Here is a 13,379-nt window from a genome sequence, read left to right as displayed (position 1 = left end):
AGGGCAACGCGCATGGAGCAGTTCGAGCCCGACCGCCTCTCGGCGGCGCAAGCCGCCGCGATACGGCGCAGCCTCACCGGCGGACGCGGCGCCCTCACGCGCCGGTCGCTGCTGCGCGCCTCCGGAGTCGGAGCGCTCACCGTCGGGGGCCTGTACTCCCTCACCGCCTGCGGGATCCCGCCCGCCAAGCGGGAGCAGGCAGCGGCGGCCTCCGACGACCACTCGGACCAGGAGAAGGAGATCAACTTCTCGAACTGGACCGAGTACATGGACACCGGTGAGGACGAGAAGTCCCGGCCCACGCTGGAGGAGTTCACCCGGCGGACCGGCATCAAGGTCACGTACACGGAGGACATCAACGACAACGTCGAGTTCTTCGGCAAGATCCGCCCGCAGCTCGCGGCCGGCCAGGACACCGGCCGCGACCTGATCGTCGTCACCGACTGGCTCGCCGCCCGGATCATCCGCCTCGGCTGGGCGCAGAAGTTGGACCCCTCGCAGCTGCCGCACGCCTACGCCAACCTGATCCCGCAGTTCCGCACCCCCGACTGGGACCCGGGCCGCTCGTACAGCTACCCCTGGACCGGCATCGACACCGTCATCGCCTACAACACCAAGGCCACCGGCGGGAAGAAGGTCGACTCGGTCACCCAGATGCTCGACGACCCCACCCTCAAGGGCCGGGTCGGCTTCCTCACCGAGATGCGCGACAGCGTCGGCATGACCCTGCTCGACCAGGGCAAGGACCCGGCGAAGTTCACCACCGCGGACTTCGACGGCGCCATCGGCCGGCTCCAGAAGGGCGTCGACACCCGGCAGATCCGCCGCTTCACCGGCAACGACTACACGGCGGACCTCGACAAGGGCGACCTCGCCGCGTGCCTCGCCTGGGCGGGCGACGTCATCCAGCTCCAGGCCGGCAACCCGGACATCCAGTACGCCATTCCGGCAGCCGGCTACATCACCTCCAGCGACAACCTGCTGGTCCCCGTCAACGCCCGGCACAAGGCCAACGCGGAGAAGCTCGTCGACTACTACTACGAGCCCGCGGTCGCGGCCCGACTGGCCGCCTTCATCAGCTACGTGTGCCCGGTGGACGGCGTCAAGGAGGAGCTGGCGAAGATCGACCCCGAGCTGGCCGACAACCCGCTGATCGTCCCGGACAAGGCCATGGCCGCCAAGGCCCGCGCCTTCCGCTCGCTGAGCAGCGAGGAAGAGACGGCGTACGAGGAGAAGTTCGCCAAGCTCATCGGCGCCTAGTGCGGTGACCGGAAAGGTCCACCGCGCCAGCCGGCCCCCCGCCCGGCGGCTCCCGCCCCGCGGCCGGCCGAGGCGAGTCCCCGACCCCTCCCCCCAACCAACCCCGGGACCCACCCATGACTGACAAGACCGCGGGCGGCGACGTCCGCCTCGCCGGGATCAGCAAGCACTACGGCACCTTCACCGCGGTGCACCCGCTGGACCTGACCATTCCCCAGGGCTCCTTCTTCGCCCTGCTCGGCGCCTCGGGCTGTGGGAAGACCACCACCCTGCGCATGATCGCCGGCCTGGAGGAGCCCTCCACCGGCACGGTCCACCTCGGCGACCGGGAGGTCACCGACCTGCCGCCGTACAAGCGCCCGGTCAACACGGTCTTCCAGAGCTACGCCCTCTTCCCGCACCTGAACATCTACGAGAACGTCGCCTTCGGGCTGCGCCGCCGAGGCATAAAATCCGTCAAGAAGCAGGTCGACGACATGCTGGAGCTGGTCCAGCTCGGGCAGTTCGCCCAGCGCAAGCCGCACCAGCTCTCCGGCGGCCAGCAGCAGCGCGTGGCCGTCGCCCGCGCCCTGATCAACCACCCCCAGGTACTCCTCCTCGACGAGCCGCTCGGCGCCCTCGACCTCAAGCTGCGCCGCCAGATGCAGCTGGAACTCAAGCGGATCCAGACCGAGGTCGGCATCACCTTCGTGCACGTCACGCACGACCAGGAGGAGGCCATGACCATGGCCGACACGGTCGCCGTGATGAACGGCGGCCGCGTCGAGCAGCTGGGCGCCCCCGCCGAGCTGTACGAGAACCCGGGCACCACCTTCGTCGCGAACTTCCTCGGCACCTCCAACCTCATCGAGGCCACGGTGGAGTCCGCCGGCCCCGAGGTGGCGGTCTCCGCCTCCGGCACGACGCTGCGGCTGCCCGCGGCCCGCTGTGCCACCACGCCCTCCACCGGCGGGAAGCTGCTGGTCGGGGTGCGCCCCGAGAAGATCTCGCTGGTCCACGCCGACGAGGTGCACACCGTCGCACCGGGCCGCAACAAGGTCGCGGGCCGGATCGCCGCCTCCTCCTTCATCGGCGTCTCCACCCAGTACGTCGTCGACAGCCCGGTCGGCCCCGGCCTGGAGGTGTACGCGCAGAACATCGAGCGGGACACCCGGCTGGTGCCCGGCGCCGAGGTGGTCCTGCACTGGAATCCGGAGCACAGCTTCGGACTGGACGCCGCCCAGGCCATCGACGCGGGCCTGGAGACGGTCGAGGAGTCCGCGTGAGCGCGACCACCGCGCCGCACCGGGCGCCCGCCCCCGCCGCCGAACCCGTGGCGCACCGCCCGGCCCTGCGCAAGCGGCTCGTCCCGTACTGGCTGCTGCTGCCCGGCATCCTGTGGCTGCTGGTCTTCTTCGTCCTGCCGATGGTCTACCAGGCCTCCACCTCGGTGCAGACCGGGTCCCTGGAAGAGGGCTTCCGGGTCACCTGGCACGTCCAGACCTACTGGGACGCCTTCACCGAGTACTACCCGCAGTTCCTGCGCTCCCTGCTGTACGCGGGCACCGCCACCGCGCTGTGCCTGCTCCTGGGGTACCCGCTGGCCTACCTGATCGCCTTCAAGGCGGGCCGCTGGCGCAACCTGCTGCTCGTCCTGGTGATCGCACCGTTCTTCACCAGCTTCCTGATCCGCACGCTCGCCTGGAAGACGATCCTGGCGGACGGCGGGCCGGTGGTCGGGGCCCTCAACAGCATCGGCTTCCTCGACGTCACGAGCTGGCTGGGCATGACCCAGGGCGACCGGGTGCTGGCCACGCCGCTCGCGGTCGTCTGCGGCCTGACGTACAACTTCCTGCCCTTCATGATCCTGCCGCTGTACTCCTCGCTGGAGCGCATCGACACCCGCCTGCACGAGGCGGCCGGGGACCTGTACGCCCGCCCCGCCACGGTGTTCCGGAAGGTCACCTTCCCGCTGTCGATGCCGGGCGTGGTCTCCGGGACCCTGCTCACCTTCATCCCGGCCAGCGGCGACTACGTGAACGCCGAACTGCTGGGCTCCACGGACACCCGGATGATCGGCAACGTCATCCAGTCGCAGTACCTGCGGATCCTCGACTACCCGACAGCGGCCGCGCTGTCCTTCATCCTCATGGCCATCGTGCTGATCATGGTGACCATCTACATCCGCCGAGCGGGGACGGAGGACCTGGTCTGATGCGCACACCCCTCACCTGGCTCCGGCGCAATCTGGTCGTCATCGCGGGCCTCGGCACGCTCGCCTACATGATCCTGCCGAACGTCGTCGTGACCGTCTTCTCCTTCAACAACCCCACCGGGCGCTTCAACTACGCCTGGCAGGAGTTCTCGCTGGACGCCTGGAAGGACCCCTGCGGAGTCGCCGACCTGTGCGGCTCGCTGTCGCTCTCCCTCCAGATCGCCCTGTGGGCCACCCTGGCCGCGACCGTCCTCGGCACCGCCATGGCCTTCGCGATGGTCCGCTACCGCTTCCGGGGCCGCGGGACCGTCAACTCGCTGATCTTCCTGCCCATGGCCATGCCCGAGATCGTGATGGCCGCCTCACTGCTCGCGCTCTTCCTCAACATGGGCGTCCGGCTGGGCTTCTGGACGATCCTCATCGCCCACGTCATGTTCTGCCTCAGCTTCGTCGTCGCCGCCGTCAAGGCGCGGGTCCTGTCCATGGACCCGCGGCTGGAGGAGGCTGCCCGCGACCTCTACGCCGGACCGGTGCAGACCTTCCTGCGCGTCACCCTGCCGATCGCGGCCCCGGGCATCGCGGCGGGAGCGCTGCTCTCCTTCGCGCTCTCGTTCGACGACTTCATCATCACCAACTTCAACTCGGGCAACACCGTCACCTTCCCCATGTTCGTGTGGGGTTCGGCGCAGCGCGGCACGCCCGTCCAGATCAACGTCATCGGCACGGCGATGTTCGTCATCGCGGTGCTGGTGGTCCTCGCCGGCCAGACGGTCGGCAACCGCCGCAAGAAGGCACAGCCGAAGTAGTCAGTTCCGTAGGGAGTTGGAAGACATGGCCCCAGTCGCCATGCGTAGTGCCGCACGATCCCTTTCCGAGGCGAAGCCGGTCCCGTACTGGCTGGACGACCCCGGCCGGCCCGCCGCGCAGCCGGCGCTCACCACCGACGAGCGGTGCGACCTGCTGGTCGTCGGCGCCGGCTACAGCGGACTGTGGACCGCGCTCCTCGCCAAGGAGCGCGACCCCGGGCGGGACGTCGTACTGATCGAGGGCAAGGAGGCGGGCTGGGCCGCCTCCGGCCGCAACGGCGGCTTCTGCGCCGCCTCCCTCACCCACGGGCTGGCCAACGGACTGGCCCGCTGGCCGCAGGAGCTCGCCCGGCTGGAGGAGATGGGCGCCCGCAACCTCGACGCCATCGAGGAGGCCGTCGCCCGCTACGGGATCGACTGCGACTTCGAACGCACCGGTGAGATCGACGTCGCCACCGAACCCCACCAGGTCGAGGAACTGCGCGCACTGCACGAGGAGGCACTGCGCCTGGGCCTCGCCGACGGCTCGGAGTGGCTGGACGGCGAGGCGGTGCGCGCCGAGGTCGACTCGCCGACCTTCCTGGCGGGCCTGTGGGACCGCGAGGGCGTCGCCATGCTCAACCCGGCGAAGCTGGCCTGGGGCCTCAAGCAGGCCTGCCTGGACCTCGGGGTGCGGATCTACGAGAACACCCGCGGGCTGAAGCTGGCCCGGGCGGGCGACGGGATGGCCGTCCGGACCCCGTACGGCACGGTCTTCGCCCGGCGGGTCGCGCTGGGCACCAACATCTTCCCCTCGCTGGTGCGCCGCATCCGCCCGTTGACCGTGCCGGTCTACGACTACGCGCTGATGACCGAGCCGCTGACCGCGGAGCAGCGCGCCGCGATCGGCTGGAAGAACCGGCAGGGCCTCGGCGACAGCGCCAATCAGTTCCACTACTTCCGGATCACCCCCGACCACCGCATCCTGTGGGGCGGCTACGACGCGATCTACCCCTACCGGGGCCGGCTCGACTCCGAGTACGACCACCGCCCCGAGACCTACCTCACGCTCGCGGAGCACTTCTTCACCGCGTTCCCGCAGCTGGAAGGCGTGAAGTTCAGCCACGCCTGGGGCGGCGCGATCGACACCTGCTCGCGGTTCTCGGCCTTCTTCGGCACCGCGCACGCCGGGAGGACGGCCTATGCGGCCGGCTACACCGGCCTCGGCGTGGGCGCCACCCGCTTCGGCGCGGAGGTGATGCTGGACCTGCTCGACGGGCTCGACACCGAGCGCACCCGGCTGGAGATGGTGCGCTCCAAGCCGATGCCCTTCCCGCCCGAGCCGTTCGCCTGGACCGGGATCACCCTCACCAAGTGGTCGCTGGCCCGCGCCGACCGCAGCGGCGGGCACCGCAACCTGTGGCTCCGCACGCTGGACCGCCTCGGACTCGGCTTCGACAGCTGATCGGTTCATCCGCTGATCGCGGTCCGTGCGCCCGGCGCACCGGGGACCGCCGTGTGACCCGTTTCACCACCACGGATGAGCCGAACCCGCGTCATGGTCGCGCCCGGCCCCGCTCTCTCCCGGTGAGGACCCTCACCGCACGAGACGAACGGAGGCCGGGCGATGACCGACCCGGAGGCCAAAGCGGCAGTGGAATGGCTGGTATCGGCGGCACCGGACCCCGGGGCCTGCCGGCGCGCATGGGAGCACAACCCCCTCGGGGTCGCCCTGCTGCCCGCCGGCCGGCGCTGGGACGTGCTGATCCTGCCCGGGGAGCTGGGCCAGGCCGCCCTGGAGGTACTGCACCTGCTCGTCGACCGGCCCGGCCCGGTGCTCGCCGACTTCGGCGTCAGGCGGCGGAGCCGCACCGTGTTCGGCCGGCTGGGCTTCTTCGTACCCCCGGGCACGGCCTCCCGCTGGATCGGCACGGGCGTACGGGGGGCCGGGCGCGGGACCTGGATCGTGGTCCCGTACCCCGGGCGGGCCACCGGCGGGGTGCGCTGGCTGGTGCTCCCGGACGGTGCGGGAACGCTCACCGACCCGGCCGTGCTGGAGCTCGCGATGCACGAGGCGGCCGCGCGGGTGCTGGCCGAGGAAGGCCGGAAGCCTTGACAAGGGCATTGGTCTGGACCATCTTGGGCGCCGCTGACCCCCTCCATCCCCCCATGCCCCGGAGGCAGTTGTGCGCAGAGCCTGGTCCCTCCTTACGGCCGCCGCCCTCGCGGCGGCCGGATTCCTCGCCGCGGGCCCGCCCGCGGCCGCGGCGGACGCCGACCTCGTCCGCAACGGCGGCTTCGAAACCGGCCTCGACGGCTGGACCTGCTCGGGCGTCGGCGCCACCACCGTCACCACCCCCGTCCACGGCGGCAGTTCCGCTCTCAAGGCCACCCCGGCCGGCCAGGACCACGCCCGCTGCTCCCAGAACGTCACGGTCAAGCCGGACTCCGCCTACACCCTCGCCGCCTGGGTCCAGGGCGCCTACGTCTACCTCGGCGCCTCCGGCACCGGCACCACCGACGTGTCGACGTGGACCCAGACCCCCGGCGCCTGGAAGCAGCTGACGACCGGTTTCCGCACCGGTCCCGCCACCACCTCGGTGACCGTCTACACCCACGGCTGGTACGGGCAGCCCGCCCACTTCACCGACGACCTCACCCTCGTCGGCCCCGACCCCGGCGGCCCCGGCCAGCCCCAGCCCCCGGCCGCCCCCACCGGCCTGACCGCCTCCGGCGCCACGGCCGGCAGCGTCAACCTGTCCTGGGCGGCGGCCGCGGGCGCCACCTCGTACAAGGTCCACCGCGCCGGCGCCGCGCCCCTGGCCGTCACCGGCACCTCGGCCACGGTCACCGGCCTCGCCGCCGCCACCACGTACGCCTTCCAGGTCAGCGCGGTGAACGCGGCGGGCGAGTCCCCGAAGAGCGCAGCGGTGTCCGCGACCACCACCGGCGGGGGCGACCCCGGCAACCCCGGCGGCGGCCTGCCCGCGCACGCCCTGGTCGGCTACCTCCACGCCAGCTTCGCCAACGGCTCCGGCTACCTCCGGATGGCCGACGTGCCCGCCTCCTGGGACGTCGTCAACCTGGCCTTCGGCGAACCGACGTCCGTGACCTCCGGCGACATCCGCTTCCAGCTGTGCCCGGTCGCCGAATGCCCCGGGGTCGAGACCCCGGCCGAGTTCAAGGCGGCGATCAAGGCCAAACAGGCCGCCGGCAAGAAGGTGCTGATCTCGATCGGCGGCCAGAACGGCCAGGTCCAGCTGGCCACCACGGCCGCCCGCGACACCTTCGTCTCGTCCGTCAGCAAGATCATCGACGAGTACGGGCTCAACGGCCTGGACATCGACTTCGAGGGCCACTCCCTCTCCCTGGCGACCGGGGACACCGACTTCCGCGCCCCCACCACCCCCGTGGTCGTCAACCTGATCGCGGCCGTGAAGACCCTGAAGGCCAAGTACGGGCCGGACTTCGTCCTGACCATGGCCCCGGAGACCTTCTTCGTCCAGCTCGGCTACCAGTTCTACGGCTCCGGCCCCTGGGGCGGCCAGGACCCGCGGGCCGGCGCCTACCTGCCGGTCATCCACGCCCTGCGCGACGACCTCACCCTGCTGCACGTCCAGGACTACAACTCCGGCCCGATCATGGGCCTGGACAACCAGTACCACTCCATGGGCGGCGCCGACTTCCACATCGCCATGACCGACATGCTGCTCACCGGCTTCCCCGTCGCCGGCAACACCGCCCGCGTCTTCCCGCCGCTGCGCCCCGACCAGGTCGCCGTCGGCCTCCCCGCCACGGCCAACGCGGGCAACGGCCACACCCCGCCCGCCGAGGTCGGCAAAGCCCTGGACTGCCTCACCAGGAAGACGAACTGCGGCAGCTACCAGACCCACGGCACCTGGCCCGCGCTGCGCGGCCTGATGACCTGGTCCATCAACTGGGACCGCTTCGGAGGCTGGGAGTTCAGCCGGAACTTCGACGCGTATTTCGGCTGACCGCCAGCAGCAGCGGCGCGCACAGCAGCAGGCTGGCCACCACGTCCAGCGGCCAGTGGAAACCCCGCAGGACGAGACCGGCGGCCGTCGCCCCCACCAGCAGGAGGGCGGCGGCCATCGGCCAGCCGCGGCGGGTGTACGGGGAGAGGAGCAGGGCCGCACCGACATAGGCGACGGCCGCGGTCGCCGTGTGCCCCGACGGGTAGTAGCCGGCAGCCCAGGGCTCCAGCGGGCCCGGCCGGGCGGTCCACTCCTTGAGCGGGACGACCAGGGCCGGCACCACGGCCATCGCCGAGACCGCGGCCAGGGCGCCCCGCCGGTTCCCGCGCCGGGCCGCGTACAGCGCGCACAGGAGCAGCACCGGCACGGCGACCGGGATGTTGCCGAGGTCGGCGAGGCGCTCGGTGACGGCGTCGGGGACCGTGCGCACCAGCGCGCGGCTCAGCCGCTCGTCGGGCGCCAGCAGGGGTCCCGAGACGAGGACCTGCCAGGTGGCCAGCGCGAGGAGGAGCGCGCACAGCGCCGGCAGGAGGGCGGCCCGCAGGACAGTCGCCCGCAGGACAGTGGCCGGCCGTCCCGGAACAGGGGGGATGGTTCCGGGACGGCCGCCCGGATCGGGTCGCCGTCCGCCCCGGGGGGTTTGGGGCCGACGACCGTCCGATCGGTGAGGAGTGTGCGCGAACGCATGCCCAGTGCGGCGCTGGGGAAGCCCGGTACTGGAATCGCCCCCGGTCACCCGGGAGCGGGGTGTCTCACTCATCTGCAGAAACCGTACGGCAGCGAACGGGGGACCGACAGCAGGATCGCTCTCCCGCCATCGGCCCCCCACACCTTCTTCACAGTGCCCGACGGTTACCGGCGGTACCGGGCGCGCGTCGGCGTGCGGATGTTCGCGCCGTTCGATCAGACGGCCGTGAACGCGACGATCAGGGGGCCGCGAACACGGCGATCAGAGGGCCGCGAACGCGGCGATCGGAGACCGTGAACACGGCGATCGGAGAGCCGCGAATTCGGCGACCGTAGAGCCGTGAACGAAGCGATCAGAGGGCCGCGAATCCGGCGACCGTAGAGCCGCGAACGAGGCGATCGGAGTGCCGCGAACGAGGCGATCAGAGGGCCGCGAACGCGGCCTCGATGACGTCCAAGCCCTCGTTCAGCAGGTCCTCGCCGATCACGATCGGCGGCAGGAAGCGGAGCACGTTGCCGTAGGTGCCGCAGGTGAGGACGAGCACGCCCTCGGCGTGGCAGGCCTTCGCCAGGGCGCCCGCCGCCTCCGGGAACGGGGTCTTGGAGACCGGGTCCTTGACCAGCTCGATCGCGATCATGGCACCGCGGCCGCGGATGTCGCCGATGATGTCGTACTTCTCCTGCATGGCCGTCAGGCGGGTCTTCATGACGGACTCGATCTTCTTCGCCGCGGCGTTGAGGTCGAGCTCCTTCATGGTCTCGATGGAGCCGAGCGCACCGGCGCACGCCACCGGGTTGCCGCCGTAGGTGCCGCCCAGGCCGCCGCCGTGGACCGCGTCCATCATCTCGGCGCGACCGGTCACCGCGGCGAGCGGCAGACCGCCCGCGATGCCCTTGGCGGTGGTGATCAGGTCGGGGACGATGCCCTCGTCCTCACACGCGAACCACTGACCGGTGCGGCAGAAGCCGGACTGGATCTCGTCCGCGACGAAGACGATGCCGTTGTCGTTGGCGAACTTCACCAGCGCCGGGAGGAAGCCCTTGGCCGGCTCGATGAAGCCGCCCTCGCCGAGGACCGGCTCGATGATGATCGCGGCGACGTTCTCGGCGCCGATCTGCTTGCTGATCTGGTCGATCGCCTGGGCGGCGGCCTCGGGACCGCAGTTCTCGGCGCCGGTGGGCCAGCGGTAGCCGTAGGCGACCGGGACGCGGTAGACCTCGGGGGCGAACGGACCGAAGCCCTGCTTGTACGGCATGTTCTTCGAGGTCAGCGCCATGGTCAGGTTCGTACGGCCGTGGTAGCCGTGGTCGAAGACGACGACGGCCTGACGCTTGGTGTACGAACGGGCGATCTTGACGGCGTTCTCGACGGCCTCGGCGCCCGAGTTGAACAGGGCCGACTTCTTGGCGTGGTCACCCGGGGTCAGCTCGGCGAGGGCCTCGCAGACCTCCACGTAGCCCTCGTACGGGGTGACCATGAAACAGGTGTGGGTGAAGTCGGCGAGCTGCGCGGAGGCGCGGCGCACGACGGCCTCGGCGGAGGCGCCGACCGAGGTCACGGCGATGCCGGAACCGAAGTCGATCAGGCGGTTGCCGTCGACGTCCTCGATGATGCCGCCGCCCGCACGGGCCGTGAAGACGGGGAGCACGGAGCCCACGCCGCCGGCGACCGTCGACAGACGGCGGGCCTGCAGCTCCTGCGACTTGGGGCCGGGGATCGCGGTGACGATGCGGCGCTCCTGCGGGACAGCGGTCATAGGGGGCTCCTGGGGGGTGTTTTCGGACGCACTTGTGTCTTTGTCCGCAGGCTAGGCCCGGGGGCGGTGGTCCTGCATGCTCCGTTCGGGAGTGGTGCCCGCGTGTCCTTGTCCGTGACGGCCATAGGAGGCAGCGGGCGCGTGTCTTGTGGACAGTGCCGCGGTACGTGCCACGGGCCGGGTACCGGGCACTAGATTGAGCGCCGCAGCGCACGGCACGGTCAGGGGGCAGGGGTTTCATGGACACCGAGGGCACGCACGACGGCCGCACCACCCGGGGCCGCATCCCGAACCCCACCCCACCCCCCCACCCCCCGATCCCCCCGAAACCCGCCCACGCACCGGGTGAGGGGGGCGCACTGTCAGCTTGGGCCCGAACCCCCAGGCCGGAGGCCGAACCGGGTGTCTGGAGGTTCGGGCACACTCCACGCGCCCAGGTGGAGGCCCCACAGACCCCGGACCGGGCCCTCGCCAGCGGCGCCGTCATCTCGTTCCTGGCCTGTGTCCTGGTCTGGTCCTTGATGCGCAATACGTACATCCCGTTCTGGGACGCGCCCCTCAAGCTCTTCACCCCGCACAGCTGGTGGTCCGGGAACGGTGAACCGGTCCGAGACACCGGCGGAGTGCAGGCCAAACCGATCTACGAGCTGCTGTTCGTCGCTGCTCTTCTCTACGGATTCGGCCGGCTCGGCAGCTGGAAGACCGCCTGGAGCCGCCTGGTCGTGGCCCGGGGCCCCTTGGTGCAGGCCCTCGCGGTCGTGCCGCTCGCCTACGTCACGCTGCTGCTCGTCCACAACTACCAGTTGCCCCTCAGGCAATTGGTCGAGGCATTCCTCGACTTCGACCTCGGCCCGGGGGGCGATGCGAAAGCCAACCGCGAGCTCATGACCACGGCCCGGACCGTGATCGACGCCGTTCTCGTGGCGGCGTTTGCATGGCTGGGCGGCGCCAGCCGGCTGCTGCGGCGGCTGCGGCCGACGTCCTTGCCCGCCGCCGCGGCGCCGACGCCCGACAGGCCGTCGACCGCGGCCGGAACAGGCCGTCCGCAGCGGACCCCCGAGGTCGCACCCGACGACCCCGTGCGGTGGCCGCAGGTGCGGGAGGCCGGGTTGGGGGAGGCTGCCGCGCGGTTGGAGGGGGAGGCAGCCGCCGGGCGGATGAACGACGTGGACTACGCCCGCATCCGCCGCGCCTGGGAGTCCGTACAGGCCGACCCCTCCCGCGCCCGGGCCTTCGCCGACGCCGTCCGCGACAAGGGCGCCGCCGCCTGCGGGCACCCCTCCGGGGCCCGGAACCTCCCCGCACGGGCCGCCCGGCACGACCTGCTGGCCCGGCAGGTGCTGCTGGGCACCGTCGAGGACGGCGTGCAGAACCCGTACGCCCGCCGCGGCACCGCCCTCGCCCTCGACCCCGGCGTCCTCGGCACCTCCCTGCTGGCCGTCGGCCCCTCCGGCAGCGGCAAGACCCACCGACTGGTGCGGCCCGTGGTCGAGTCGCTGGCGCTCCAGGCCCTCGCCGGACAGGCCGCCGTCGTCGCCGTCGGCGCGGCCGGGGCCCCGCTCGGACCCGACGCGGCGTACGACGTCGTGGTCCGCGTCGGCGACCCCGCCTCCGTCTACGATCTCGACCTCTACGGCGGCGCCACCGACCCCGACGAGGCCGCCACCCTGCTCGCCGAGGCCTTCGTCGGCGACGTCCCCGGCCTCGACGTCCGCCGGGCCGCAACCGCCCTCGCGCAGCTGCTCGGACCGTTCCGGACCGCGTACGGCCGGTTCCCCGCCGTGCCCGAGCTGCGCGAACTGCTCGACCAGGTGCCGCCCGCCCTCGCCGCGCTGCGCAGCGCCCTGGAGGACGCCGGACAGCTCCCCATGCTCCGCGAACTCGACGCCCGCGAACGCCAGCACGGCGCCCCCGCCGACCCGGGCCCGGCCCTCGCCGACCGGGTGGCCCTGCTCGACCGGCCCGCCTTCGCCGGGTTCTTCGACACCACCGGCCAGGGCAGGCCCTTCTCGCTGCGCGCCCTGGAACACCCCATCCGGGTCCGCATCGACCTCCCCGAACGCGGCCACGCCGACGCCTCCCGGATGCTGGCCCGGCTGCTCCTCGCCCAGTTCAACGCCGCCGCCGCGGCCCGCACCGACCGCTCCCTCTTCGCGCTGCTCGCCCTCGACGACGCCTCCCACACCCTCACGCCCGAGACCGTCCGCGGCGTCCAGCGGCTGCGCTCGGCCAACGCCGGCGTCCTGCTGACGCTGCGCACCCTGGACGACGTACCGGAGGCGCTGCGCACCCCGCTCCTCGGGGCCGTCGGCTGCCGGATGGCCTTCTCGGGCGTCACCACCTGGGACGGCAAGCGCTTCGCCGAGGCCTGGGGAACCGAATGGGTGGAGACCCGGGACGTCACCCACCGGACCGTCTTCGCCGACCAGCCGCTGACCCGCGCGATCCACGCCTTCCGCAAGCTCGTCACGGGCAAGGCGGTGACCACCGACGCGGTGACCGTGCGGCAGGTGGAGCGCGAGCGCTGGTCCGCCTCCGACCTCGCGCACGCCGTACCGCCCGGGTACGCGGTGCTCTCGCTGACCTCCGTACGCGGGGAACGGGCCGCTCCGCTGCTGGTCAGGCTCACCGGGGCGGCCTGATCGGCAGCGGACCCCGGCGGCCGGGACCCGTACGGGGTGGCAGAATCAAGGAAGCCATT

10 protein-coding genes are annotated in these 13,379 nt (G+C 71.9%); 8 read left to right on the top strand and 2 right to left on the bottom strand.

Going from position 1 to position 13,379, the window contains the following annotated elements:
* Window positions 1-12 precede the first annotated feature (12 nt).
* From ACLJTM_RS02405 to ACLJTM_RS02375, 7 genes are all read left to right on the top strand, one after another.
* On the top strand, window positions 13-1,260 hold the full coding sequence (locus ACLJTM_RS02405; protein WP_411101647.1) for a spermidine/putrescine ABC transporter substrate-binding protein: 1,248 nt from the start codon (window positions 13-15) through the stop codon (window positions 1,258-1,260).
* Window positions 1,261-1,376: 116 nt separating this feature from the next.
* Complete coding sequence (locus ACLJTM_RS02400; protein WP_411101646.1) at window positions 1,377-2,525, top strand: ABC transporter ATP-binding protein; 1,149 nt, start codon at window positions 1,377-1,379, stop codon at window positions 2,523-2,525.
* Complete coding sequence (locus tag ACLJTM_RS02395; protein ID WP_411101645.1) at window positions 2,522-3,454, top strand: ABC transporter permease; 933 nt, start codon at window positions 2,522-2,524, stop codon at window positions 3,452-3,454. The genes ACLJTM_RS02400 and ACLJTM_RS02395 overlap by 4 nt, the downstream gene beginning before the upstream one ends.
* Complete coding sequence (locus ACLJTM_RS02390; RefSeq protein ID WP_411101644.1) at window positions 3,454-4,260, top strand: ABC transporter permease; 807 nt, start codon at window positions 3,454-3,456, stop codon at window positions 4,258-4,260. The genes ACLJTM_RS02395 and ACLJTM_RS02390 overlap by 1 nt, the downstream gene beginning before the upstream one ends.
* 25 nt (window positions 4,261-4,285) lie before the next feature.
* A complete protein-coding gene (locus ACLJTM_RS02385; protein WP_411101643.1) occupies window positions 4,286-5,704 on the top strand; it encodes an NAD(P)/FAD-dependent oxidoreductase in 1,419 nt (472 codons plus the stop codon).
* Window positions 5,705-5,866: 162 nt separating this feature from the next.
* Window positions 5,867-6,355, top strand: coding sequence for a hypothetical protein (locus ACLJTM_RS02380; RefSeq protein ID WP_411101642.1), 489 nt, complete (start codon window positions 5,867-5,869; stop codon window positions 6,353-6,355).
* Between the two features lie 70 nt (window positions 6,356-6,425).
* Complete coding sequence (locus tag ACLJTM_RS02375) at window positions 6,426-8,234, top strand: chitinase (protein WP_411101641.1); 1,809 nt, start codon at window positions 6,426-6,428, stop codon at window positions 8,232-8,234.
* Here ACLJTM_RS02375 and ACLJTM_RS02370 read toward each other — a convergent pair.
* Window positions 8,203-8,664, bottom strand: a complete 462-nt coding sequence (locus ACLJTM_RS02370; protein WP_411101640.1) for a phosphatase PAP2 family protein — start codon at window positions 8,662-8,664, stop codon at window positions 8,203-8,205. The two genes, ACLJTM_RS02375 and ACLJTM_RS02370, sit on opposite strands and share 32 nt — an antisense overlap.
* Before the next feature lie 679 nt (window positions 8,665-9,343).
* The gene (gabT, locus tag ACLJTM_RS02365) at window positions 9,344-10,678 is read right to left on the bottom strand and encodes a 4-aminobutyrate--2-oxoglutarate transaminase (protein ID WP_411101639.1); all 1,335 of its coding nucleotides are present in this window, start codon (window positions 10,676-10,678) and stop codon (window positions 9,344-9,346) included.
* Between the two features lie 239 nt (window positions 10,679-10,917).
* On the opposite strand from gabT, the gene ACLJTM_RS02360 reads away from it, so the two are divergent.
* Window positions 10,918-13,320 carry an ATP/GTP-binding protein gene (locus tag ACLJTM_RS02360; protein ID WP_411101638.1) on the top strand — a complete coding sequence of 801 codons (2,403 nt, stop codon included), beginning with the start codon at window positions 10,918-10,920 and terminating at the stop codon, window positions 13,318-13,320.
* The last annotated feature ends 59 nt before the right edge of the window (window positions 13,321-13,379 follow it).

The organism is Streptomyces sp. cmx-4-9, from assembly GCF_046548835.1.
Classification (GTDB): Bacteria; Actinomycetota; Actinomycetes; order Streptomycetales; family Streptomycetaceae; genus Streptomyces.
The sequence above is the reverse complement of the archived record's forward strand: the minus strand, read 5'-3'. Positions and strand labels throughout refer to the sequence as shown.

Bases quoted from the DNA above. Each gene is read 5' to 3' on its own strand.
- ACLJTM_RS02400 (WP_411101646.1), top strand. From the start codon at position 1,377: ATGACTGACAAGACCGCGGGCGGCGACGTCCGCCTCGCCGGGATCAGC.
- ACLJTM_RS02405 (WP_411101647.1), top strand. From the start codon at position 13: ATGGAGCAGTTCGAGCCCGACCGCCTCTCGGCGGCGCAAGCCGCCGCG.
- ACLJTM_RS02360 (WP_411101638.1), top strand. From the start codon at position 10,918: ATGGACACCGAGGGCACGCACGACGGCCGCACCACCCGGGGCCGCATC.
- ACLJTM_RS02385 (WP_411101643.1), top strand. From the start codon at position 4,286: ATGGCCCCAGTCGCCATGCGTAGTGCCGCACGATCCCTTTCCGAGGCG.
- ACLJTM_RS02380 (WP_411101642.1), top strand. From the start codon at position 5,867: ATGACCGACCCGGAGGCCAAAGCGGCAGTGGAATGGCTGGTATCGGCG.
- ACLJTM_RS02390 (WP_411101644.1), top strand. From the start codon at position 3,454: ATGCGCACACCCCTCACCTGGCTCCGGCGCAATCTGGTCGTCATCGCG.
- gabT (WP_411101639.1), bottom strand. From the start codon at position 10,678: ATGACCGCTGTCCCGCAGGAGCGCCGCATCGTCACCGCGATCCCCGGC.